This window comes from Acinetobacter sp. AG1, assembly GCF_001005525.1.
Taxonomy (GTDB): domain Bacteria; phylum Pseudomonadota; class Gammaproteobacteria; order Pseudomonadales; family Moraxellaceae; genus Acinetobacter; species Acinetobacter modestus.
This window is the reverse complement of sequence record NZ_LBMZ01000095.1, coordinates 17,678-43,064: the sequence shown is the minus strand read 5'-3', so window position 1 is coordinate 43,064 and position 25,387 is coordinate 17,678. Positions and strand designations below refer to the sequence as shown.

The following is a 25,387-nucleotide window of genomic DNA, read 5'->3' as shown; positions in this document are numbered from 1 at the left end:
AATGTATAGGAAACGATTTATCATTTCCACAACCGGCTGAAAGTAAATCACTTTTTATCTTTTCTGCATAATATTCAGCTTTTGCATCTGCGAGAGCAATCAAAGTATCCAAATGTGCATTACATTCTTCCTTTAAATCTCCTGCGATATCTTGTTTAATTAGTGCTTTAGTTAAATATGCCAATTTAATAGTCCTCAGTATTTTTATTAATAAAAAATCGTTTATTAAGACTTATACAAAATAATAAAATAAGCAATATATTTCAAATATTTATTTAATATTACTTAAATTAAGATAAAGAATATATTAACTTTAATTGCTAAATGTTGGTCATTGAATAATCTTATTTTCATCAAGTTCTAAAATGAAATGTAGTTTTAGCATAGCTCGTTCTTATTGTAGAATTTTTGTTTTTCTTTGGTTGCTTTTTATTCATTTAAAATTATCAAAATCCACTTAGGCTATTTGAATTTCACTAAAATATTTTATGTCGCTTTATGAATATTGATTGTCTTTTTCTGCTATGCAAACAACAAAATAATAAATCAGGATGAACTTTTAAAACCATTCAATGGAAATTTTCAGCATATTCATCTATCTCACTTTTAGTACGGCTCCATTTTTTAAAAAAGTCTTTAAAAAATGGTCTTTATTCAAACTCACAGATAGATTTTAAATCGCTGAAATGTAGGAGTTTTTCCAAATGATTAAAGACGATTATGACTTTGACTATCTCATTATTGGTTCAGGATTTGGAGGAAGTGTCTCAGCACATCGACTTTCAGAAAAAGGATATTCCGTCGCAGTGATGGAAATGGGAAAACGTTGGGAAGCGAAAGATTTTCCTAAAACCAATTGGAATACCCCAAAATGGATCTGGCGACCTGCTATAAATTTCTTTGGATTTTTTAATTTACGTATTTTTAGGCATGTTGCAATTATCTGTGGCAATGCTGTCGGCGGTGGTTCTATCACCTATGCCAATACATTATTAGTTCCTCCTGATAGTGTATGGAGTGAAGGTACTTGGGGGAAAATCCCACAGTTAAAAGAAGATATGCCACAATATTTTGCTGAAGCAGAAAGAATGTTGGGGGTAACGGACAATAAAATATTTGGGCCTGCTGATCATATGCTCAAGAAAATGGGAGATGCTGTTGGTGTTGGGCATACCTTTAGACCAACACGAGTTGCAACCTTCTTCCCTCCTCAAGGTGAACAAGGCGGTAAAACCTATACTGATCCTTATTTCGATGGAAAAGGTCCAGATCGCGCAACCTGTACTGCTTGTGGCGGATGTATGACGGGCTGTAAACATAATGCTAAAAATACCCTAGATAAAAACTATTTATATTTTGCTGAAAAACAAGGCGCGAAAGTTTTTGCTGAAACAAAGGTCATTGATATTCGTCCTTTAAACAATAAAGTCGATGGAAGTGATGGCTATACTGTGACCACAATTCATTCTACTAAATGGGGACATCGAAATAAGCGAGTTTGGCAGGTTAAAAACGTCATTTTTTCAGCTTCATCTCTTGGAACACAAGAATTGTTGCTACGTCTCAAAGATAATAAAACTTTACCCAACATTTCCAAGCAATTAGGCACACAAGTCAGAACCAATGCTGAGTCCATTTTAGGCGTTCGTTTCTTTGATCAGCGTGTCGATATGAGTCAAGGTGTAGCAATTGGTTCAAGCATTTATCTTGATCGTAATACTCATATCGAAGCAACTCGCTATCAACGAGGTTCAGATGGAATGGGTTTGCTTACAACTCACCTCGTCGGTGGAAAACCAGGTTTTTTACGCATTTTGTTATGGTTATGGGCATTGATCTGCCATCCCCTAATCTTCTTGAAAATGAATAATCCTTTTGGTTTTGCAAAACAGACGCTTATTTTTTTGGTCATGCAAACGGTTGATGCATCAATTCAAATGAAATTAAAAAGAAATTGGTGGTGGCCTTTTAGCAAAACATTGTCTTCACAAGGTCAGCCCTTACCAGTCTATATTCCGCAGGCAAATGCCTTTACTGAAAAAGTTGCCAAAATGTTTAATGGGCATCCTATGACGACCAAAACTGAAATACTATTTAATATTCCCTTTACTGCACATTGCATGGGTGGCTGCGCAATGGCAACTTCGGCTGAAGAAGGTGTGATCGATGCACAAAATCGCGTGTTTAATTATAAAAATATGTACATCATTGATGGTGCAATGCTAGGCGCAAATTTAGGTGTCAACCCAAGTTTAACCATTACCGCCTTAGCAGAACGTGCAATGTCGTTTATACCACCTAAAAATTAAGAGTATTTTTCTCTCGGATATTTTCAATATAGACATGGTGCAATATAAATTGCACCATTTAAAAACAGCCTTATAGAAAAATTTAAATAGACTTCTCAGTTATAAGTTTTGATATTCTTTTGATAAATCGTTGGTGCAATACCAACAAAAAACTTAAATGAGCGAGAAAAATTAGAAGCAGATGCATAACCCAACTCCTCAGCTATTTCAATCATACTTTTATTAGAAGAAATCAACATCTGTTTAGCTTTATCAATAATGACCGTGTTTTTTAATTCCTGATATGAGGTCTCCTTCTCTTTTAAATTCCGTTGCAATGTTTTACTCGAAATATTCAATAATTTTGCACAGTCTTCTAGACTCGGAATTTCAGAAGAGTTTAAAAATAGTTGTTTGAGCCAAACCACCAAATCAATATTGTTCTTAATCTCATATATTTGTTCCTGACACTTTAGTTCAATCGCTTTACGTGTTCCTTCATCAGCTAGACGTAGCTTTTGTTTAATCAGTTTTTCACTCAATTGCACTCTAAGGCTTGGTTTTTTCAAAGTATTAAAGTGAAATTTCACTTTGCTTAGATGTGCATAGCGATAGCCATGTAACGGCTCATTGATTGACATAAAAATATGATATGGCAATAACCTATTCTCAACCAACTCATGAATCGTACAATGCAAAGCGACCGCAATCGCCTCAAGATGGAAGTTTAGAGATAAAGTATCTATTTGAATCACAGGCTCACAAATCAATTCCATTGATTGATCGGTATGATAAAAATATGAAAGTTTAAAACTAGGGATAATCAAAGAAAAATATTTAGAAATATAAATCAGTGCTTGCTCTAAGTTTTCACTGGTTAGAATCGCATAGCCAACTAAGCTATGCGAACTCACTTTTAAAGAATGTCCTAATTCAAATGCTAAATCATAATTACGTGGAAACTTTAGACAAAATGAAATGAATTTTTCAACCTGTTCTTGGTTCATTTTCATGTCAGGTGAGCTTAGGTATTTTTTTAGATCAATATTTATTTCAGATAATATTTCTTCTGTCGTGATATTTCTCGATTCTAATATATCGAGTATCTTGAAATAATATCTTGCTGGGATATACGGGATTTGATTATTCATTTTTGTAATTTCTTTATAGATCAACGGCAAGGTTTTGTTCTTGCCGCTTCTTTCTACTTTAGATTTCAACCATCTCAAAATCTGCTTTAGATACCCCGCAGTCTGGACATGTCCAACTCTCAGGAATATCTTCCCACGCAGTGCCTGCATTGATGCCATCTTCTGGCAGACCTAGAGATTGATCATAAATCCATCCACATACGATACATTGATATTTTTTCATGTTTAGAGCGCCTCCGTTGCTTGAGCTTGAAAATATTGATTATATTTTTGCAGAACAGTTTCTTTCGCTGGCTCATAGACATTGATCTTATCAATATCCCCTTGGTAATAATTAATCACCTGCTTATCCATAATACTAAACCAATATGAGGGTATAAACACTTGTAAAAATAAGCTTGTGTATCCTGCTGGCAATTGCGGTACATTTTCATAATGACGTAATGCTTGATAACTACGTGTTGGATAAGCATGGTGATCTGAATGACGCTGTAGTTGATACAACAAAATATTGCTGAATAAGCTGTTATTATTCCAACTATGTACAGGCATGGTTCTTTCATAACGACCATTTTCTAGCTTTTGTCGTTTTAAACCGTAATGCTCCATATAATTGACCGCTTCAAATAACGTAATCCCATAGAGCGATTGCGTGATTTGAGTAGGAATAATATTTTTGCCAAACACTTTGAGCATTAATCCATGATAAACGGCAGACATTGCCCAACCTTGTAGTAGCTCATTGTGGATTGACCAAAAAGATAAGCCTTTTCTCTCTAACCGCCTGGTTTCAATTTCAATTGCCGATTTAAAACTACCACTGACTGTTCTCGGCCAAAACTTCCAAAAAGACTCACCAAATTGTGATGAAGCTGGGTCTTCTGGTGTTGCAACACGCAAATGATGCCCATAAGGATGTTCAATGCGAAAGTGATTGTAACCTGTGGGTGCTAAACACAAATGCGATAAATAGTGTTGTAACTTTCCAGATTTATGACTTAACTCATGTGCGGTATTAATTGCGACGCCATTCACTAAACCCAGTGTTGTTCCAATCAGAATACGATCAGAGAGTGGTGTCGAATCCCGACTGGCAATATAGTTGCCATAAATATTTGCAATATATTGTAATGGGATATAAAGATTCACAATTTTTGCATAATAAGAGTCTGCTTCTAATTCAGCTATTGCCTCTTCAGGAGGGTTCTCCGAGTCTTCACCTAGAAATTTATCAATAAGTGGAATCAGACCATGTAATGCAATTGGCCCTGCGGCTGCAAAAAATTTCTTGGTACGCTTCGGTCCAAATTGGTAACCTAACATCGCAGCATTTGCAATATTTGGAATAACAAGACCTAACATCCATAACTTTCTTTTTTTATCTTTAAACTTTGAAGCATTAGTTTCGATCTGATGAATAGCATTCATATAGTAACCTCACAAATTTATCTTTGGTTGGTTCTATGATTCAATATTCTTTAGAAGCTGAGTTTCCAATTTAGGACAATGGATATTCTTAAAAAGACAAAATAGTTTTTGTAATACTTTTACGCAATAAAATTTTGGGGCTAAAAATTCTATCTAATTTTAATGATCAAGCCACATCTCTTAGATGCGACTTGATAAAAGATGGCATATTAAATCATGCAGCCTATCGTTCGGACCATAAACGATGTACAAACATACCAAACAACATCGCGATAATAAAATACCATACTTGAGAATAACCTAATCCGATTAATGTAATTGCAGGTGCAGGACAGATTCCGGCAATGCCCCAACCAACTCCAAAAAGAATCGACCCAACTATTAATTTTTTATCAATTTGAGTACTGATTGGTAATGATATTTCTTCACCAAAAATTGTTTTCGGATTTCGAATCGCTTTTTGAAATGGAAGAATAGCCACAATGATTGCACCAATCATCACAAACATCAAACTGATATCCCATTTTCCAAAAATATCAAGAAAACCTAAAACTTTTTCAGGATTAGACATTCCTGAAACCAGCAAGCCTAGCGCAAACAAGCTACCAAATACAAAAGCAAGTGCATTCTTCATAGCGCAGCTCCAAAGATATGACGAATAACATATACAGTTATTATTCCAGCTAACATGAATGTAACTGTAGCAATCATGGAGCGTATAGATAGGCGGCTGATCCCGCAGATCCCATGCCCACTTGTACAACCTGAACCCAAACGAGTACCAAAACCAACCAATAAACCAGCAATAATCAATCCAATTGGAGATGATTTAATAACAATGTCTGGTGTTACAAAGATCTGGTATATAAATGGCGTGATCAGTAACCCCAATAAGAACCACATAGCCGAGCTTCGAACCAATAGCTTGGGTTGTAATAATTGAGACAGTAATCCACTAATACCTGTAATGCGACCATTCACATATAAATAGCCAACGACTGCAAGCCCTAAAATTCCACCACCGATTAAAGCAGAAATAATGCTAGACATAATTGATCCGCAAAAACATTATATATTTTTATATTATATTATTAAGTATAATAATTAAAGCGCTTTATTGTTACAGAATTTCCATTCAAATTCAGCCAATGCTCACTTAACAAATCAAATAGAAAAATCATTTACAATATAATTTAGCTTGCGTAATTTTCTGCTTTTTAAATTTCAGAAAAATGCTGATTTTTCACCATTTGAAGATTTAAATCTGAAATATGCCTTGATATGCCAGAGTAACAAATCATCTTTAATTTTGCTTTTCCCATCCCAAACTATTCGAATTCTAGACTTAATTTGTCGCATTAAAATGTACAATAGCCTGTTTTTTTGGATTTTAGGAAATATTGATCTATTTTTAATGATACCAATTTCACCATCTCAACGATGGTTCCAATAAAAGATGATTTTTCACAATACCACAGTCGAAGACTGGCTTGCTTGAACGCATTGCGGAATGCTTCTACAGCAAGACTTGGAGGATAATCTTCTTCTTGCATACTCATTTTCATGATTGTAAAAGCTGTCATTTAAGACTCCTCCGCATGATTCTACTTATACTTGAGCTAAAATAAATGACAAATTTATCTATTTTAGCCTCATAGACATTAGCGTACTAAATCTTCGATACCAATCAATTTAGGAAGTTTATCAATCAGTTTATTTAATTCTATATTTGCTGGTGAAATACAACCAGTATAGTGACTTAATTTCGTTGTTGTTCCATCTGGTCGAATCCAAACAAAATATGCACTTGGTTGATCAGTTGCCGTTTGCTGACAACCAGTTGTTTTAACGTTTGCACCTGTTTCTGGACGATAAGTTTTCAACTCCTGTTGTAATTTTTTATATACCGAAGGATCTATTGTTAACGTCTGAGTACCCGTCACTTTAGTATATTGCTTACCATTGAAATTCACTGTTCCAGAAGGTGAGATTTCTACCGAATAAATTGGACAAGCACCAAAACAAGGACTTGATGAATAACGTATCGTTTCCTGTACAGTATTTGAAGTTTCTGATGGTGTAGAAGCACATCCTACTAAAGAAAAAGTAAAAAGACTTAAGATTAATAATTTTTTCATTTGTTAACCCATTATAAATTATGTTTTTTTAATCTAACAAATCATCATTTTATTGTCATTCAGAATGATGTAAAAGTATAAAATAAAATTTACTTAGGCTATTTCAATCTAAAATTAAAGACGAATCTGTGATTGAAGAATTAACTGTGCAAGTTCTAAATCATCAGGATAAGTAATTTTAATATTGTCTGAACGACCTTGTACTACTTGTACAGGAAAATCAGCGTATTCTAATGCACTTGCTTCATCAGTAATCGTCATATGATCTATCAATGCTGTTTCAAGCGCATTTTTTAATATTTTTAATTTTGCGATCTGTGGCGTTTGTGCTTGCCACAACAACTCACGACTTACAGTTTTTTCAATCTGGTGTTCAACACGCACTTGTTTTAAAGTATCACGTACTGGAATAGCCAAAATTGCACTTTGATTATTTTGTATTGCAGAATTAACCAATTGCTCTAAATTAGCACGCGTAACACAAGGTCGGGCTGCATCATGCACCAATACCCAATCATTTTCATCCGCGATATCAGATAAGTAAATTAATGCATTGAGCACAGAATTTACTCGTTCGACTCCACCTAAACAAAAATGTAATTTCTCTTTATGATCAAAAGAAAGTGTTCTAGCAAAATTATCATTCTCACCGATTGCAAGTACACAACCAGCTAAATCTAGTGTATTTAATCGATTAACTGTATGCTCAAGCACAGTACGATTTTGAATATATTGATATTGTTTTAATTCAGTTTTCGAAAAACGACTGCCAGAACCTGCGGCTGGAACAACAGCCCACAGCTTAGTCTGGGTTTTCATTTGTTGCTGCATCTATTTTTGCGTTTGGATCAATATAAATCGGTTTATAATGCGTACTAATTGTGCTCATCTGCACAAAAGTTTCATTAGGTTTAACCAAACCTAAATCCAAACGTGCATGTTCTTCAATCGCTTCCGTTCCATTTTTTAAGTCGAAAACTTCGGCTGCTAAAATACGATTGCGCTCTTTAAGCTCCGTATTCACTTCTGCTTGTTGCTTAATCTGTTGAGTCAAGGCTTGATGAGGAAAATACCCTCCCTCACCTAGCCAAAATTGATACTGTAAACTTGTCACCAAAGCGATGACAAGCACTAGAATCAATTTACTCGAGGTCGATCGAAACATTTCTATCATGAAAAACTCCTACATCCTTCTTAAAAGAAGATTATCTGTAAATTCTATATGATTATGAATTTGCAGAGTTTCTCTCTTTTGTAAAGAATGATGATCAGAAGTGTTCAACATAGATAAATGACCTTAGTTTAGACCTTTGAATTCAGCTTTACCGCGGTAAACTGCTTTCGTTAATTCTTCGATACGAAGTAATTGGTTATATTTCGCTACGCGGTCAGAACGGCATAGTGAACCCGTCTTGATTTGACCAGCTGCTGTACCTACAGCCAAGTCAGCAATGGTTGAATCTTCAGTTTCACCTGAACGGTGTGAAATTACAGTGCTATAACCATTCGCTTTCGCAAGGTAAATTGCATCTAGAGTTTCAGTCAATGTACCAATCTGGTTGTATTTGATCAGAATTGAGTTACCGACTTTCTCATTAATACCACGTTGTAAAATTTTAGGATTAGTTACGAATAAATCGTCGCCAACCAATTGGATTTTGTCACCAAGGATTGATGTTAAGTAACTCCAACCTTCCCAGTCAGACTCATCAAGACCATCTTCAATCGAAATGATTGGATATTGGTTTACAAGACCAGCTAAATAATCAGAGAACTGGTTGCTTGTGAATGCTTTATTACCTTCACCTGCAAGAATATATTGACCATTTTTGTAAAATTCTGAAGATGCACAGTCAAGTGCTAACATAATGTCAGAACCCGCTTTGTAACCCGTTTGACCAATCGCTTCAAGAATAACAGTGATAGCTTCTTCATTTGAACGCAAGTTCGGAGCAAAACCACCTTCATCACCTACAGCAGTGTTTAAACCTTTTTTGTTTAAAACTGATTTTAGAGAATGGAAGATTTCAGCACCTGCACGTAATGCTTCAGAGAATGAAGTGAAACCAACTGGCTCAATCATGAACTCTTGAATATCAACATTATTGTCTGCATGTGAACCACCATTAATGATGTTCATCATTGGCACAGGCATGCTCAAAGTTGTTTGACCACGCAAGTCTGCGATGTATTGGAAAAGAGGAATTTTCTTTTCAGTAGCAGCAGCGCGAGCAGCAGCCAAAGAAACAGCTAGAGTTGCGTTAGCACCTAGTTTTTCTTTGTTTTCAGTACCATCAAGCTCGATCATCGTGTTATCGATGTCTTTTTGTTCAAATACTGATTTACCCACTAAAGCATCACGGATTAAAGTGTTTACGTTATTAACCGCATTTTTAACACCTTTACCTAAATAGCGTGCTTTGTCGCCATCACGAAGTTCTAAAGCTTCACGAGAACCAGTCGAAGCACCAGATGGTGCACATGCACGACCCACAACCCCAGATTCTAAAATAACGTCTGCTTCGATGGTTGGGTTACCACGAGAGTCCAAAATTTCACGTGCGCGGATGTCAACGATTTGGCTCATGAACAATTCCTCTGTTGAATGAAAATAAGATGTAAACAATTACATCAATGGGTATCTAACTTTTTGAATCCTTTAACTAAAGTATCCAATTCTTTTAATTGCGCCAAGAATGGCTCAAGCTGAGATAAACGCAAAGCACACGGTCCATCACATTTTGCAATTTCAGGTTCTGGATGTGCTTCCAAGAACAGACCCGCTAAACCTGTTGCCATACCTGCACGCGCTAAAGTCGTGATTTGAGCACGGCGACCACCAGCAGAGTCAGCACGTCCACCAGGCGTTTGTAATGCATGCGTTACATCAAAGAATACGGGTACGTTCATTTCTTTCATGATGTCGAAGCCAAGCATATCTACAACTAAGTTGTTATAGCCAAATGCTGAACCACGCTCACAAAGAATGAGTTTATCGTTTCCAGCTTCCAAACACTTATGCAAAATATGGCGCATTTCGTGTGGTGCTAAGAATTGTGCTTTTTTGATATTGATAATGGCTTGAGTTTTTGCCATTGCTTCAACAAGATCAGTCTGGCGACTTAAGAAGGCTGGGAGTTGGATAATGTCCGCAACTTCAGCAACAGGCGCTGCTTGGTAGGGTTCATGAACGTCTGTAATAATTGGCACATTAAAATGTTTTTTAATGTCCGCAAGCCATTCAATCCCTTTTTCCAAACCCGGTCCACGATAAGAGTTTAGGCTTGAACGGTTTGCTTTATCAAAGCTTGCCTTAAATACATAAGGGATATCTAAGCGTTTGCAAATATCAACATAAGTTTCAGCAATTTCAAATGCTAAATCTTTTGACTCTAATACGTTCATTCCGCCAAATAATACAAATGGCAAATGATTTGCCATTTGTATATCGCCTAAACGTACAACTTCTTGTGGTTTTAATTGTGACATTCAAACTTTCCCAGTTTATTTAAAACTTAGTACTTACTTTTGATGCTGTTTTTTTGCAGCTTCAATGAAACCAGCAAATAATGGATGACCATCACGTGGCGAGCTTGTAAATTCTGGGTGGAATTGTACAGCAATAAACCAAGGATGTTCAGGAATTTCTACAGTTTCAACTAAATGTTGTACTGATGAATAACCTGAAATTTTCATGCCCGCTTGTTCAAGTGTAGGAATAAAACGATCATTCATTTCATAGCGATGACGGTGACGCTCTGTAATTTCAGCTTTACCATATACTGCACGCGTTTTTGTGCCTTCAACCAATTCAGACTTTTGTGCACCCAAACGCATCGTACCGCCAAGATCCGACTCAAGACTGCGTTGTTGTAATTCACCACGTTCATCTAACCATTCAGTGATTAAACCAATGAGTGGATACTTAGTTGAGCGATTGAATTCAGTTGAACTCGCTTCAGGCATACCTGCAACATTGCGTGCATACTCAATCACAGCCAACTGCATACCTAAACAAATACCAAGGAATGGAATCTTGTTTTCACGTGCATATTGAATGGCTTTCATCTTGCCTTCAGTACCACGCTCACCGAAACCACCTGGTACTAAAATCGCATCAGCAGTGCTCAAAATACTCATATCTTGCTGTTCAAGGTCTTCAGCATTGACGTAATCAATCTGAACTTTAACGCGATTTTGAATACCTGCATGTAAAAGTGCTTCATTTACAGATTTATAAGCATCTGGTAATTCAACATATTTACCGACCATCGCAACACGAACCGTGTATTCAGGGTTCAATAATGCTTCTACCACATTATCCCAATCTTCAAGATTTGCTTCTGGAAGATCGTTGTAACCAAAACGTTCACAAATTAAATCGTCAACATTTTGTTCGTAGAATGTTCGTGGAATTTGATAAATTGTTTTTGCATCTTTACATACCACAACGGCACGCGCTTCAACATTGGTGAACAATGCAATTTTACGTTTAGTATCAACATCAACATCATATTCAGTACGGCAGATTAAGATATCTGGCTGAATACCGATCGAAAGAAGTTCTTTAACTGAATGTTGAGTTGGCTTAGTTTTAAGTTCAGCAGCAGATTTGATATATGGCAATAACGTCAAGTGCATCAACATGGTACGTTTATGCCCAAGCTCTACCATCAACTGACGTACTGATTCCATAAAAGGAAGTGATTCGATATCACCAACTGTACCACCAATCTCAACGATCGCAACGTCGTAACCTTCACCTGCGCGAAGTACACGTTCTTTAATATTATCTGTAATATGTGGAATAACTTGAACCGTACCACCTAAGTAATCACCACGACGTTCTTTATTCAAAACGTCCTGATAGACACGACCGCTGGTAAAGTTATTCAGTTTGGTCATTTTCGCACGACGTAAGAAACGTTCGTAATATCCCAAATCTAAGTCAGTTTCAGCACCATCCTCTGTGACGAAAACTTCACCGTGCTGAAATGGGCTCATGGTACCTGGATCTACATTAATGTATGGATCCATTTTTACCATAGTGACTTTCAAGCCACGAGCTTCCAAAAGTGCAGCAACAGAAGCAGCAGAAATACCTTTACCTAGTGATGAAACCACACCACCAGTGACAAAAATAAAATGGGTCATTGAGTTTCTCGTACAATCGAGCCGAAATCGGCCTACAATGTTGGGCAATTTTACTGTACTCTGCCCCTATAAAGCAAAGTCAAACCGCATCAATTCAAAGAACTATAAACAACTGACTATTCTATCAGCATTTTCGATAAAAATTTATGGGATTTGTGGATATTTCATCCATAAATTATGTTTAATGTATAAAAACAACTTTGGATGTGAAATAAATTCACTCGAAGATTTTGAGCATATTGCGATTTCAACAGATACGCTGATGCAAGCATTTATAAAATATCAACAAACTCAATAAATCCTAGGGATTTTTTCATTTAATTTTACTGGTATAATCACTAACATCTTTCATTCAATATGTAGCTTTAACAATGGCGAATAAAAAACTTTTAATTTGTGCTGCGCTTGCAACTGGTCTATTACTTACTGCTTGTGTCAAAAAAGAAGAGCCAAAAAATGAAGAACAATCAGAACAAACTTCTGAAGCACAAACGACTCAAGCAGCATCTCAACCACAACAAAACCAAGAATTTCAGCCTTTGGAAAGCGTAGATAAACCAGCAACGCCAGCTCCAGTGATTGAGATGAGTAGAGAAGAAACGCCAAATACAACTACAGAAATTCGTCGTGAAACTCGCCCAGCTCAAACAGCAGAAGAGACAACAACGGCACAAGTTGAACAACCAAAATCTGCGCAAACTGAACAGAAACCAGCAAAAGTTGAACAACCTAAAGCCGTCAAACCCGCTCCTGCACAAACTGAAGACGATGCAGTTGCGGCAGCGATTGCAGCTGCAACACCTGCATTAAATAATTAATTTATTTAATTCTCAAAAAGCCATGAGTCGTTGTAAAGCGACTCGTGATTTTTTTATAGCCTATAAATTAGGAGTAGTGTTTAAAAAAGTCTGCCATCAGTCGTGATGCCCACGATTTCACTTCTAAACTTTCGTAAAAACCACAGTGGCTTCCTTTCTTTGTTGTAACTACAGCAATATTTTCCATTTGCTGAATAACCTCTTTATAAGGCTCTAAATTTTTAATTGAACAAACAGGATCATCTTCTGCATTCAGCACCATCAATGGAATTTTAATATTCTCCAATACATAAATTGGATTAATTGCTTTACAGTAACTTTGATAATCGTCAAAACCTGCCATCTCGAAATATTCTTTCTCAAATGCTTCTAAGTTTGTTGTTGCTAATACCTTTTTTAGCGAAGCAACCTGATTCCATGTATTTTCATAAGGGTAAATAAAGTATTTGAATAATTTTTTAGTCATCATTTTGCTATAAAAAGGATGTACATTTTTAAAGCCAATTTCAGTGTTATAGCCAGGACACATTGCAAAAGCTGCTTTAAATGGTGTATCGAGGCCTTGCTCGCCAAGATAACGTACTAAAAGTCCTGTCCCTGCTGACGAACCTACTGCATATAAATCGGATTCTGGAAAAAGAGTTTGAATATGATTAAGTTGCTCTCGTAAATCATCAGTCAAACCAAAAAGAGAAATGCGAGGTACTGGCATAGGTAAACCTGCATGTCCACGGCGTAAACAAAGTGCAACCCGCCAACCGGTATATGCATGTAAGTCTTTAACGAGTTCACGCATACTTTCTGGTGTACCTGTAATCGTATGCATAATTACGATTGTAGGCGTTTCGGCCGGAAGATTATAGCCATACCATGCAACTGCAGTAACACCACCATCTTGCATGATGAGTTGGTCAATACGGTCATATTCAAGCTTAATTGTTTTTTTTCTAATGACATCAAAATATAAAAGATGTACATGAGTATTACTAAGCCAAGGTGTTGGGCGATACTTTTTCTTTAACTGAGGTAATTTTTCCAAAACGTCTTTTATTTTCCCTTTCGGGTCATAGTACATTTTGGGTTGCTCGGCACCAATTACAGAATCAAGCAGCTCAGAGCCTAACACTTTAATTTTATCTAAAGCAGATATACCCATATTCAATAAAAACCTCTATCTAACCACGAGTAAATGTTTGTCGCACCAATGTCGCGACCTGTTGCCCCCAAATAGCATAGATTTCTTTACTTGGATGAAAGCCATCACTTGCCATAGATAAATTCATCGCCTGAAAATTTTTAATATCGTATTCAATAAATCTAAATTCTGACTGTGGGGCTAACCACTGTTTTAATGTTTGATTCATTTGTTCTGCATATTGCCCAAATAACCATGCTAATGGATTGGGTAATGCAGGAAAATGCTGCATTGGCGGGACTCCAGACACAATAATCAATTTTGGCTGAAAATGATTTTGTATTTGAGTAAATAATTGTTTTTGTTGTTTTATCCAAGTTTTAGCAGAAATTAATTTAGTCACATCATTGACACCAACTGACGTAACGACGACATCATATTTTTTGGGTTCTAATTGCTGGATCGCTTGATAAACTTGTTTTGTTGTATCACCAGTTTTTGCATGCAATTTCCAGTGCAACAAATATTCCTTTTTTAATTCTGAAATAATCGCACCAGATAAAGCATCTTGCTGGGTCTCAACACCAACCCCAGCTGCTGCTGAATCGCCTAAAATTAGTAAAGAGAGTGGCTGTCCTTGTCCAATAAGACCATCACGATCACCACTCGCTTCTAAAAGTCGTGGTGTGTTTTTACGAACCCTCACACCCTGTATTACAAGTACAGGTAATAATGCAAAAGTTGAAAGTCTTAACCACATATTAATGATCTCAACATTACTTAGGCTATTTTACTGAGATGCGTTTGGCTGATATTGTGCGAATCGTGCACCCATCTTTTCTGCTAAAGCTGCCAAACCACTCATTGGACGAATCATCACTTCAAAATCAATGATTTTTCCTTGTGCATTAAAACGAATCATATCAATACCTTTAAGCGATTTTCCACTTACATTAGCACTGAACTCCAACACGACATTTTCACCATCTTCAGTGTAGAACTCACGGTGATAAGTAAAGTTTTCAAACACCTGAATCACATTCGTTAAAATGAAGAAAACTACATGTTTTCCCTCATAAGGCTTAAAAGCAACAGGTGAACGAAATACCACATCGTCAGCTAATAACTCATTTAAATTTGAAAGGTCACCTGTTTTGATCATCTGATGCCATTTTTCTAGCGCTTGCTTGGTTGTTTCGATTGTCATTGTAATTTCCTTATATTTTAGCTAGTGAAGTTTGAGACATTCTCTTAACATAGAGAATGTCTCGTCTTTTACTTATAGAACTGCTGCTAACTCAGCACCTTGACGAATCGCACGTTTAGCGTCTAATTCACCCGCTTCTTTCGCACCACCGATCAAGTGAACATTCTTACCATCTGCTTTAAGTTGATCGAACATTGCTGTATATGATTCTTGACCAGCACAAATCACAACATTATCAACGTCTAAAACTGTGGTCTGACCATCTACGGTAATATGTAAACCTTGATCATCCACTTTGTCGTAACTTGCACCAGCAATCATTTTCACATCGCGATGTTTTAAGCCTGTACGATGAATCCAACCAGTCGTTTTACCTAATCCAGCACCAACAGCTGCTGTTTTACGTTGTAATAAGTAAATCTCACGTTCAGATTTCTCTAGCTCAGGTTGCTTTAAACCACCTACATGGGCATAGCTCGTATCAATACCCCACTCCGCATAGAATTTTTCAGGGTTCAAACTACCACTATCACCTTCATGGGTTAAATACTCCGCTGTATCAAAGCCAATACCACCAGCACCAATAATCGCAACACGCTTACCGACTGGAACACGCTCTTTTAATACTTGGATGTAGCTCAATACTTTTGGATGATCAATACCTTCAAATTGTAATTGACGCGGTGTTACTCCTGTTGCAACAACAATCTCATCATAATTAGCTTGGCTGAGTTCTTCATAAGCCACTGTATGATTAAGTACTAGCTCAATATTTGGCTGTAACTCAATCTGACGTTTGAAATAGCGTAAAGTTTCATAAAACTCTTCTTTACCAGGAATGGTCTTAGCAATATTAAACTGACCACCAATCTGATTATTTGAATCAAACACTTTAACTTTATGGCCGCGACTTGCTGCATACGTTGCAAAACTTAGACCCGCTGGACCTGCACCAATTACTGCAATATTTTTTATTGCATTTGTTTCTTTAAAAATCAGCTCAGTTTCATAACATGCACGTGGATTGACTAAGCATGTTGCAATCTTCATCGAGAAAATATGATCTAAACATGCTTGGTTACAACCAATACACGTATTGATTTCATCACTACGACCTTCACTCGCTTTCAATACAAAATCGGCATCAGCCAACATTGGGCGAGCCATCGAAATCATATCTGCATGACCTGAAGCCAGTACATGTTCCGCCATTTCAGGTGTGTTGATACGGTTCGATGTGATTAACGGAATTGAAACTGAGCCTTTTAGCTTTTCAGTTACCCATGTAAATGCAGCACGCGGTACTTTCGTTGCAATCGTTGGAATACGCGCTTCATGCCAACCAATCCCTGTATTGATAATTGTTGCACCTGCTTTTTCAATTTCTTTAGCAAGTTGTACAACTTCTTCTAAACTTGAACCACCTTCGACTAAATCAAGCATCGATAAACGATAAATAATAATAAAGTTTTCGCCAACTAAGTCACGAGTACGTTTAACGATTTCAATAGGAAAGCGGATACGATTTTCATAACTCCCGCCCCATTCGTCATCACGGTGGTTAGTACGAGCAGCAATGAATTCATTGATCAAGTAACCTTCTGAACCCATGATTTCAACGCCATCGTAACCTGCATATTGTGCAAGCTTGGCACAGTTTGCAAAATCATCAATCGTTTGCTGAACTTCTGCTGAACTGAGAGCTTTTGGCTTAATTGGGTTGATTGGTGCTTGAATCGCTGATGGCGCAACATTGTTTGCTTGATAAGAATAACGCCCTGTATGCAAAATTTGCATTGCGATCTTTCCACCAGCATCATGTACAGCTTGAGTAACAACTTTATGCTTTTCAGCTTCTTCGACTGTATCTAATTTTGTACCATGCGCAAATACAACGCCATCATCATTTGGAGAAACACCGCCAGTTACAATCAGACTTACACCACCTTTGGCACGTTCCGCATAAAATGCAGCCATACGTTCATAGCCTTGAGGTGCTTCCTCTAAACCAATATGCATAGAGCCCATAAGCACACGGTTCTTTAATGTGGTAAAACCCAAGTCAAGTGGTTGTAATAAATGTGGATAAGCTGACATGTTTTCTCCTTTGGCTAGCAATCTGCTTGCTAATGCAACTTGTTGCATAAAGTTATAAACAAGATTTGATTTTTATGCAACATATTGCATAATTCTGATGAGTCATTTTTTTATTACGGATCATCATGTCACTTGCCCATGTTTTATTGACGAGCTTATTAGAGAAACCAAGTACAGGTTTTGATTTAGCTCGTCGTTTTGACCGTTCAATGGGCTTCTTTTGGAACGCGACTCATCAGCAAATTTACCGCGAACTCAATGGAATGCTGAAAAAAGGATGGATTTCTACATTAGAAGAACAAGCTGCCAATAGCCGTAAAAAAACTTATCAAGTTGAACAACTTGGAAGAATACAACTTGCGTCATGGATTGAACAACAGAGCGAACCTGCTCAACTCCGTGATGACCTCATGGTCAGATTAAGAGCAGAAGCACAGCTTGGCGGCAATAATATTTTGCCTGAACTTGAACGACATCTAGAGCTTCATAAAGAAAAACTTAGTCTTTATCAAACAATCCATGACAAAGACTTTAAGAATAATGAACCTACTAATCGTGTCTTATTTATTCATAAAATGATTCTGGAACTCGGTATCATTAAAGAAATCGAATGGATAAGATGGTTAGAACAAATGATTCCTCAGCTTAAAAAGTTCGAACAAACAAACGAAATTGGAGAAAAATAATGCCGTTTTATACCATGCCTGACCAAGAAAAATTATTTGTACGTCGTGTGGGTGAAGGTGAACCTGTACTCGTACTCTCAGGACTAGGTATGCAAAGTTGGCAATGGCTTCCTTTTTTATTTGCGAGTCGCAAAAAATACGAATTTATTATTCCAGATTGGCGTGGTTTTGGTGGTTCAAAAGATTGTGCTATACCAAATACCGATGCCATTTCGAGTCATTGGAATGATATAGATGCACTCATTAAACAACTAAAATTAGATCAATTTATCCTGATGGGTTATTCCATGGGGGCAACAACTGCAATGCATGGTATGAAACATGGCGATTTAGGGTCAAAACTCAAAGCCTATTTACATATCGATCAAACACCCAAGATTTCGGTCGATGAAACTTGGCAATATGGGCTATTTGGTCAGAAACATTTGCAATTTAAAAACTTACTCTTTGATATTCAGACTTTATTATTGGAATACAAAAACGCTGTAATACTGGAAGATTTACCTAAAGAAATACGTTTTAAGCTAGTCAGTTTATGGGGAGCGTTTATTGAGCTACAAAGCAGCAATACATATAGTCCTAAAATTTTTAAAATTGCTTTAAATCGTCCATTATTACAAAAATACTTATTGCCTATTCAACGTCTTGATTACTTACTTTGGTATGTTGAAAATTATTTAAATCATGACGAAGATTATCGAGAAGCACTTAGCCATATCACTTGCCCGACTACCTTCTTCATCGGTCGTGAATCTTCATTGTACCCAGAAACAGGACAAACCATCGTAGCCAACAGTTTAGCAAATGCAAAAACTGTTTATTTCGAACGTTCTGGACATACGCCTCTAATTACTGAGCCAAGAAAATTTACCCAAGAGATTAGCCAATTTCTTAATCTATAATCTTTAGAATAGTTAAGCCTGAATAGCAAAAAGCCAATCATCGCTGATTGGCTTTTTTAAATAAATTTTACTTTCGCATCTGCTCAGCAACATCCAACAACACTTGCGCCGTTTTATCCCAACCTAAACAACCATCGGTTACTGATTGCCCATATGTCATATCGCAAGAAATCTTTTGATTGCCATCAACCAAATGACTTTCAATCATCACACCACGAACTTTCGACTCAGTACGTTCTGCAATGATTTGCTTTAAAACATTCGGCTGCTGTAATGGATCTTTACCACTATTCCCATGACTACAATCAATTACTAACGCAGGCAAATGCTTATGTTTAAAGTGCATGGCTTGGATCGAAGCCAAATCATAATTAGTTCCATGATTTGAACCACGTAAAATCAAATGTGGTAAAGGATTTCCATTGCTATGCAAAATTGCAGGTAAGCCTTGTTGAGTCATACCTAAGAATTGATGACCATGCAGTGCAGACTGAATCGCATCCAAAGCAATTTGGATTGAACCATCTGTACCATTTTTGAAGCCAATACTGTACGGCATATGGCTAGAAATTTCACGATGGATTTGTGATTCACTGGTACGCGCACCTATTGCACCCCAAGCCAGTAAATCATCAAAATAGCCTGTTGCCATTGGGCTTAAAATTTCGCTGGCAATCGGCAAGCCTTTTTCGATGAGTTGTAAGTATAGCGCACGAGATTTTTCTAAACCGAGTTGTAAATCTGATGATCCATCTAAATTTGGATCATATAAGAAACCTTTCCAGCCCACGGTAGTGCGCGGCTTTTCAATATATGCACGCATCACCAAGAATATTTGATCTTTTACCTGTTCTTGTAGTTGTTGGAGGCGATCAGCATATTCGAGTACTGCGATAGGATCATGAATCGAGCAAGGACCCGTAATCACCATTAAGCGATGATCATGTCCTGATAAGATATTCTGAATCGTTTGACGATGTTTTGAAATTTGCTGCGCTAAAGTTGCAGACAGGGGATACTGTGCTTTGAGTCGTGATGGCAAGCTAAGCATTGATTCTTTTGTATGTGTTGATTGTGTCAAAGCAGTATTTAAAGCATTCATTTTTCAATTCCTTTGGACTGACCTTCTTCGCAGTCCTATCATTTATTTGAGCAAGTGTGATCTAAGTGATGTTGATTTTTTTGCAAAGTAAAACCAAGAAATCTTGCTAAAATATGAATAATTGAATGTATGCATGGTATTTCTCCTAAAATCATGATTGTTAAAGCATAAAAAAACCTGATCGGTGTTGCCGATCAGGTATTAACTGGTTGGGCAACCCTTTTTTGCTGCCCGAAACGCATCAGGCAACTACATATATTGCCAAAAATAAAAGTATGCGTTTGTGTTTACAGTATGCTTTAACATGTTTATTTCAAATATCTAAAAAACTGTTCCTAACCTTTAAATTACGCACTATTTCAGCATTTGACAAGCACTTTTTATCTTTTTTAATCAAAACTTCAAAATAGTAAAATTTGACCTTTCGTGTTTTCATCCATAGAATAGTTGAAAAATAAACCAATTCGAGATCACGCCAATGAAGTAAGTTCTATTTCCATCATCAAAGTTCTTTTTTCTTTTTGATGTGCAAAATAGACTTATCTATCGTTTAGCGATTGTCATTCTAAAATTTATCTCGATCTTGCTATTTTGCATATCCTGTTTATGAGGTTTCTTATGACTCAACAGGCATGTATTGTTTCACACTTATCACTCGAATTAGCCCAGCAGAAATTGTTTGACCATCTGAATTTCCAACTTCCTTTACATCAGTTTACAGGACTGATCGGACGTAATGGTCAAGGGAAATCGCTATTGATGTCTCTTTTGCAAGAACAAACAGCATCACAACTGCCCTATGCAGGTCAAATCTCTTGGCAATGCCCACATCAGCATCTTGCTCAACTCCAGCGAGTCCAAGCCAATACCATTGCTCAAGCCCTCGATGTTGACGATTTATATCTATGCTTTCAACGTATTAAACAAGGGACCGCATCATTTACGGATTACGATCTAGTCGAACATCTTTGGCACTTACCCACAGAATGGCAGCAACTTTTAGAAAGTGCAGATTTACCTACAGCACTAGATACCCCTACTCAAAATTTGAGTGAGGGCCAAAAAACCAAACTTGCCCTTTGTCGTTTATTCCTATTGAAAGATCATTATCTGCTTTTGGATGAACCAAGTAATCATCTGGATGCCCAAGGACGACAATGGTTAATCGATCAAATGGTTCAACATCCTACAGGTGGACTCATCATTAGCCATGACCGACAGCTTTTAGCGCATGTACAAGGTATTTTTATGCTCAATCAGTTTGGCATGCATTATTACGGTGGTAACTACGCACTGTATCAACAACAGTATCAAGCACAAGTCGAAGCATTATCACACGCTGTATCGCAAGAGAAACGTGAGCTGAAACAACTCAAGGGGCAGCAACATCAAAGCCAAATGAAAGCGCAAAAGCGTAAAAAAGTAGGTGAAAAAATAAGGGCTTCTGGCTCTCAAGCCCCCATCTTATTGGATGCCAAGAAAGAACAGTCCGAGCAATCTCTTTCTCACCTACGTAAACAACAGAGTAAACAACTTTCAGATGCAAAAGATGAATTACAGCAGAAGCAAACCCAACTTGAACATCATAAAACCCAATCTTTTGAGTTTACTCATACCATTGGTAAATCAGGAGAAATCCTACGTTGCCAGCAATTAAAACTTGCTTATGTCGAAACTAAACCTATTGATCTAGCGATGACTGCGGGAGATAAATTACATTTAAGCGGTGCAAATGGTACGGGTAAATCCACTTTACTGAAAACCATTCAAGGTTTAACTTCTCCGCTTGCAGGAGAAATTTATTGCAAAGTAAGTTCTATTTATCTGGATCAGAATCTTTCATTACTCGATGAAAATATATCTGCTGTTGAATATTTATGTGCTATTGATCCAAATCTGACTGAGCAACAAGCACGTACACGCTTAGGAAACCTACAAATCCGTAGAGATAAGGCGCTCAGCTCTCTAAGCAATTTAAGTGGTGGCGAACGTTTAAAAGTCGCTTTGATTGGGTTGAAACAACAGACTGTTGAGCTCTTACTTTTGGATGAACCAGAAAATCATCTCGATATTGAATCGCGTGAGTTACTCGCCCAAGCCATTCACTCTTTTCATGGTGCAGTGATATTGGTGTCGCATGATGAAAATTTTGTTAAAGAATGCGGAATCAATGAAAGTTATCTATTAAGTTAAGCCTTTGTGGCTATAAATCAGCATGGTAACAATGCGCACCATGCTGATTTCCATTTAACGAACCAAACCTTGCGGCTGCAAAATAATTAGACAAGCACCACAAAGAACAACGATCCCACCTAAAATATCCCAACGCGTTAGCATGACTTGATCGACATAACGCAACCACATTAGGGCAGTAAAAATATAAATCCCGCCATAGGCTGCATAAATACGACCTGATGCCGCAGGATGCAAAGTCAGTAACCAAACAAAAACTGCTAAGCTTAAAGCCGTAGGAACCCATAACCAATGCGACTTTCCTTGATTCAAAATTAAATAAGGAAAATAACAACCTAAGATTTCAGCTATTGCTGTGACGAAAAATAACCCAAATACTTTAAGTACTTGGGTTATCGAGAAAGAGAGTTCAAACATTAAGCAGGTTCAGCACTCGGGTTAATATGATCTTCAAATACTTCCAATTTTAAACCAACGTCTTTGCCATTTTCTGTTTTCACAGAAACCGCAACGTTACCACCATGCTCAGCAAGCTCACCAAATAAAATCATCTCAGCAAGTGGCTTTTTCAAATGCTCTTGAATCAGACGTTGCATTGGACGAGCACCCATCAGACGGTCATAACCATTAGCTGATAACCAATCGCGAGCGCTTTGATCAACATCAAGTACCACTTGTTTCTCATCGAGTTGTGCTTGCAACTCAGTCAAGAATTTATCTACAACTGAATCGATAATCGTAGTTGGAAGTGCTTTAAACTGAATCACACCATCCAAACGGTTACGGAATTCAGGCGAGAATGCACGTTTCATTGCATCCTGATTGTCAGTACTATGATCTTGTTCAGTGAAACCAATACTTGCGCGAACAATACTTTCTGCGCCGATGTTGGTCGTAAGAACAATGATCACATTTCTAAAATCAGACTTACGACCATTGTTGTCTGTTAAAGCACCATGATCCATGACTTGTAACAACAAGTTGAATACATCAGGATGTGCTTTTTCAATTTCATCAAGCAACAGTACGCAATGCGGATTTTTATGAATCGCATCTGTCAGCAAACCACCTTGATCATATCCAACATAGCCTGGAGGTGCACCGATCAAGCGAGAAACCGCATGCCGTTCCATATATTCAGACATATCGAAACGAACCAATTCTACACCGAGCAATTTCGCCAGTTGTTTCGTAACCTCGGTTTTACCCACACCTGTTGGACCTGCAAAGACAAAACTTCCCACTGGTTTATCTGGTGCTTTCAAGCCTGCACGAGATAATTTGATCGCTGATGCAAGTGCTGTAATCGCTTCATCTTGACCAAATACAACACGTTTAAGATCACGCTCCAAATTCTCAAGTACAGACTTGTCATCTTTAGATACTGTTTTCGGTGGAATACGTGCAATCTTAGAAACGATGTCTTCGATATTTTCAACAGAGATGGTTGTACCATCGACTTCAGCTTTCAAACGGCGTTGTGCACCAGCTTCATCAATCACATCAATCGCTTTATCTGGTAAAAAACGATCATTGATAAATTTAGCTGACAACTCAACAGCAGCAACGAGAGCTTTATCATCATATTCAACATGATGGAAATCTTCGAACTTGCTTTTCAAACCACGTAAAATTTCAATCGTTTCACCGATGCTTGGTTCATTCACATCAATTTTTTGGAAACGACGTGATAAAGCATGGTCTTTCTCGAATACCTGACGATACTCTTGGAATGTCGTCGAACCAATACAACGCAAAGTACCATTCGCTAATGCAGGCTTAATTAAATTCGATGCATCCATAGTGCTGCCCATACTTGAGCCTGCACCAATAATCATATGAATTTCATCAATGAATAAGATCGCATTTGGATTCTTCTTTAAAGCATTCAACAATTGTTTTAAACGCTTCTCAAAGTCACCACGATATTTAGTCCCTGCAACCAAAGCACCAATGTCTAAGCTATAAACTTCAGCATTCGCAAGTGGTTTCGGTGCCTTGCCGTTAACAATCAACCACGCCAAGCCTTCCGCAATCGAGGTTTTACCTACACCCGGATCACCAACAAGCAACGGATTATTTTTACGGCGGCGACATAAAATTTGTGCTGCACGCTCAATTTCTTTTTCACGTCCGATTAATGGATCAGTTTTTCCCTTTTGTGCTTCGATATTTAAGTTAAGCGTATATTGCTCAAGTGGCCCAGCATTTGCTGAAGCTGCACTTTCGCCTTCAATATCTTCAACTTCTTCTTCAACTTGAATCTCATCTTTACGAGTGCCATGAGATAGGTATTGAGTCAAAGTTAAACGGTTAATTTGATGACGTTTAAGTAAATAAACCGCGAACGAATCTCGTTCTGAATACATTGCAACTAAAACATCTGCACCTTCAACCGTACGGTCACCGCCGCTCGATTGAACATGGAAAATTGCACGTTGTAAAATTCGATCGAAGCTCTCTGTTGGATGAGGTGCTTGTTCACTATTATCACCAAGTTTTGGGGTATGTTGCTCTACATATTCCTCTAATTCTTTACGCAAGGTAACGATATCAGCACCACATGCTTTTAACGCATTGACTGCTGAATCATTATCAAGTAAAGCAAGCAACAAGTGTTCAACTGTCAGAAACTCATGTCTCTTTTGACGAGCCATGCTAACAGCCAAACGTAACGATACTTCTAATTGACGACTGAGCATGTAACCCCCTTATATTTTGTGCTTTATCTAAAAAGATAATATTAGAATAAAGCTGGTATTAACTTGGTTTGTCTGAGGCTATAAAGCGTTATCTAGTATACGTTTACAACAACACTTTACTTCATAATCTACAGTTAGCATTACTTGAGTATCTTGGTCAAGATTCAAAACAAAGTATTGTTGTAAAATTTCGATTACAAAGAGAATAAGACTCCCCTAATCGCTCAAAAAGACAGCAAATCTGTTCTTTATTTATGAAACCGTATTAAACCTATGAGAAATTTTAATATGATATGATCTTAGTTAAAGCCTAACAAATCATGTATAGGTTGAATATAAAGATAGTCAGTATATTGATTCATATTTTTAGCACAAAACAATATATG

24 protein-coding genes and 2 pseudogenes are annotated in these 25,387 nt (G+C 37.3%); 5 read left to right on the top strand and 21 right to left on the bottom strand.

Annotated elements, in window-relative coordinates; all coding sequences use genetic code 11:
- Window positions 1–184: pseudogene (locus AAV96_RS04600) on the bottom strand (hypothetical protein); the annotation flags it as partial.
- A gap of 520 nt (window positions 185–704) precedes the next feature.
- On the opposite strand from AAV96_RS04600, the gene AAV96_RS04595 reads away from it, so the two are divergent.
- Window positions 705–2,309 (top strand): GMC family oxidoreductase, encoded by a 1,605-nt coding sequence (locus tag AAV96_RS04595; protein WP_046738466.1) that lies wholly within the window; start codon window positions 705–707, stop codon window positions 2,307–2,309.
- A 95-nt stretch (window positions 2,310–2,404) separates the two neighbouring features.
- Here the strand turns inward: AAV96_RS04595 and AAV96_RS04590 are convergent, their stop codons facing one another.
- The 12 genes from AAV96_RS04590 to AAV96_RS04535 all read right to left on the bottom strand — a co-directional run bounded on the left by AAV96_RS04590 (window position 2,405) and on the right by AAV96_RS04535 (window position 12,159).
- On the bottom strand, window positions 2,405–3,439 hold the full coding sequence (locus AAV96_RS04590) for an AraC family transcriptional regulator (RefSeq protein ID WP_004662233.1): 1,035 nt from the start codon (window positions 3,437–3,439) through the stop codon (window positions 2,405–2,407).
- A 58-nt stretch (window positions 3,440–3,497) separates the two neighbouring features.
- Window positions 3,498–3,662 carry a rubredoxin gene (locus AAV96_RS04585; RefSeq protein ID WP_004662235.1) on the bottom strand — a complete coding sequence of 55 codons (165 nt, stop codon included), beginning with the start codon at window positions 3,660–3,662 and terminating at the stop codon, window positions 3,498–3,500.
- A 2-nt stretch (window positions 3,663–3,664) separates the two neighbouring features.
- Window positions 3,665–4,867, bottom strand: coding sequence for an alkane 1-monooxygenase (locus tag AAV96_RS04580; RefSeq protein ID WP_046738465.1), 1,203 nt, complete (start codon window positions 4,865–4,867; stop codon window positions 3,665–3,667).
- A gap of 223 nt (window positions 4,868–5,090) precedes the next feature.
- Window positions 5,091–5,501 carry a DUF6691 family protein gene (locus tag AAV96_RS04575; protein ID WP_046738464.1) on the bottom strand — a complete coding sequence of 137 codons (411 nt, stop codon included), beginning with the start codon at window positions 5,499–5,501 and terminating at the stop codon, window positions 5,091–5,093.
- Complete coding sequence (locus AAV96_RS04570; protein WP_004662240.1) at window positions 5,498–5,917, bottom strand: YeeE/YedE family protein; 420 nt, start codon at window positions 5,915–5,917, stop codon at window positions 5,498–5,500. The genes AAV96_RS04575 and AAV96_RS04570 overlap by 4 nt, the downstream gene beginning before the upstream one ends.
- A gap of 308 nt (window positions 5,918–6,225) precedes the next feature.
- Window positions 6,226–6,450, bottom strand: a complete 225-nt coding sequence (locus tag AAV96_RS04565; protein ID WP_046738463.1) for a hypothetical protein — start codon at window positions 6,448–6,450, stop codon at window positions 6,226–6,228.
- Between the two features lie 78 nt (window positions 6,451–6,528).
- Entirely contained in the window at window positions 6,529–7,005 is a 477-nt protein-coding gene (locus tag AAV96_RS04560) for a DUF6438 domain-containing protein (protein ID WP_005216351.1), read from the bottom strand.
- Window positions 7,006–7,119: 114 nt separating this feature from the next.
- The gene (gene ispD / locus AAV96_RS04555; RefSeq protein ID WP_046738462.1) at window positions 7,120–7,824 is read right to left on the bottom strand and encodes a 2-C-methyl-D-erythritol 4-phosphate cytidylyltransferase; all 705 of its coding nucleotides are present in this window, start codon (window positions 7,822–7,824) and stop codon (window positions 7,120–7,122) included.
- Window positions 7,808–8,179, bottom strand: coding sequence for a cell division protein FtsB (gene ftsB, locus AAV96_RS04550; RefSeq protein ID WP_004662248.1), 372 nt, complete (start codon window positions 8,177–8,179; stop codon window positions 7,808–7,810). Before ftsB ends, ispD begins: the two co-directional genes overlap by 17 nt.
- 123 nt (window positions 8,180–8,302) lie before the next feature.
- Entirely contained in the window at window positions 8,303–9,592 is a 1,290-nt protein-coding gene (gene eno, locus AAV96_RS04545) for a phosphopyruvate hydratase (RefSeq protein ID WP_004662250.1), read from the bottom strand.
- Between the two features lie 44 nt (window positions 9,593–9,636).
- A complete protein-coding gene (gene kdsA / locus AAV96_RS04540) occupies window positions 9,637–10,494 on the bottom strand; it encodes a 3-deoxy-8-phosphooctulonate synthase (RefSeq protein WP_004653722.1) in 858 nt (285 codons plus the stop codon).
- Between the two features lie 33 nt (window positions 10,495–10,527).
- The gene (locus AAV96_RS04535) at window positions 10,528–12,159 is read right to left on the bottom strand and encodes a CTP synthase (RefSeq protein ID WP_005216362.1); all 1,632 of its coding nucleotides are present in this window, start codon (window positions 12,157–12,159) and stop codon (window positions 10,528–10,530) included.
- A gap of 371 nt (window positions 12,160–12,530) precedes the next feature.
- On the opposite strand from AAV96_RS04535, the gene AAV96_RS04530 reads away from it, so the two are divergent.
- Window positions 12,531–12,977, top strand: coding sequence for a hypothetical protein (locus tag AAV96_RS04530; RefSeq protein WP_046738461.1), 447 nt, complete (start codon window positions 12,531–12,533; stop codon window positions 12,975–12,977).
- Window positions 12,978–13,044: 67 nt separating this feature from the next.
- Here the strand turns inward: AAV96_RS04530 and AAV96_RS04525 are convergent, their stop codons facing one another.
- The 4 genes from AAV96_RS04525 to AAV96_RS04510 form a co-directional block, all read right to left on the bottom strand.
- On the bottom strand, window positions 13,045–14,133 hold the full coding sequence (locus AAV96_RS04525) for a YheT family hydrolase (protein ID WP_046738460.1): 1,089 nt from the start codon (window positions 14,131–14,133) through the stop codon (window positions 13,045–13,047).
- 19 nt (window positions 14,134–14,152) lie between these two features.
- Entirely contained in the window at window positions 14,153–14,872 is a 720-nt protein-coding gene (locus AAV96_RS04520; protein WP_046738459.1) for an SGNH/GDSL hydrolase family protein, read from the bottom strand.
- 30 nt (window positions 14,873–14,902) lie between these two features.
- Window positions 14,903–15,319, bottom strand: a complete 417-nt coding sequence (locus AAV96_RS04515) for a nuclear transport factor 2 family protein (RefSeq protein WP_046738458.1) — start codon at window positions 15,317–15,319, stop codon at window positions 14,903–14,905.
- A 72-nt stretch (window positions 15,320–15,391) separates the two neighbouring features.
- Window positions 15,392–17,416, bottom strand: a complete 2,025-nt coding sequence (locus AAV96_RS04510; RefSeq protein WP_046738457.1) for an NADPH-dependent 2,4-dienoyl-CoA reductase — start codon at window positions 17,414–17,416, stop codon at window positions 15,392–15,394.
- Window positions 17,417–17,541: 125 nt separating this feature from the next.
- On the opposite strand from AAV96_RS04510, the gene AAV96_RS04505 reads away from it, so the two are divergent.
- Both AAV96_RS04505 and AAV96_RS04500 read left to right on the top strand, forming a co-directional pair.
- Window positions 17,542–18,102: a PadR family transcriptional regulator gene (locus AAV96_RS04505; protein WP_004662266.1), complete on the top strand. Its 561-nt coding sequence runs from the start codon at window positions 17,542–17,544 to the stop codon at window positions 18,100–18,102.
- Window positions 18,102–19,004, top strand: coding sequence for an alpha/beta fold hydrolase (locus AAV96_RS04500; RefSeq protein ID WP_046738456.1), 903 nt, complete (start codon window positions 18,102–18,104; stop codon window positions 19,002–19,004). Before AAV96_RS04505 ends, AAV96_RS04500 begins: the two co-directional genes overlap by 1 nt.
- Window positions 19,005–19,071: 67 nt before the next feature.
- Here the strand turns inward: AAV96_RS04500 and AAV96_RS04495 are convergent, their stop codons facing one another.
- Window positions 19,072–20,106, bottom strand: a complete 1,035-nt coding sequence (locus tag AAV96_RS04495) for a 3-deoxy-7-phosphoheptulonate synthase (RefSeq protein WP_046738455.1) — start codon at window positions 20,104–20,106, stop codon at window positions 19,072–19,074.
- A gap of 618 nt (window positions 20,107–20,724) precedes the next feature.
- Here AAV96_RS04495 and AAV96_RS04490 point away from each other — a divergent pair.
- Window positions 20,725–22,299, top strand: a complete 1,575-nt coding sequence (locus tag AAV96_RS04490) for an ATP-binding cassette domain-containing protein (protein WP_046738454.1) — start codon at window positions 20,725–20,727, stop codon at window positions 22,297–22,299.
- A 54-nt stretch (window positions 22,300–22,353) separates the two neighbouring features.
- On the opposite strand, the gene AAV96_RS04485 is transcribed toward AAV96_RS04490, so the two are convergent.
- From AAV96_RS04485 to AAV96_RS17910, 3 genes and pseudogenes are all read right to left on the bottom strand, one after another.
- A complete protein-coding gene (locus tag AAV96_RS04485; protein ID WP_005294514.1) occupies window positions 22,354–22,716 on the bottom strand; it encodes a YnfA family protein in 363 nt (120 codons plus the stop codon).
- Complete coding sequence (gene clpA, locus AAV96_RS04480) at window positions 22,716–25,001, bottom strand: ATP-dependent Clp protease ATP-binding subunit ClpA (protein WP_046738453.1); 2,286 nt, start codon at window positions 24,999–25,001, stop codon at window positions 22,716–22,718. The genes AAV96_RS04485 and clpA overlap by 1 nt, the downstream gene beginning before the upstream one ends.
- Before the next feature lie 114 nt (window positions 25,002–25,115).
- Window positions 25,116–25,202 (bottom strand): annotated as a pseudogene (locus AAV96_RS17910) (ATP-dependent Clp protease adapter ClpS); the annotation flags it as partial.
- Window positions 25,203–25,387: the final 185 nt, after the last annotated feature.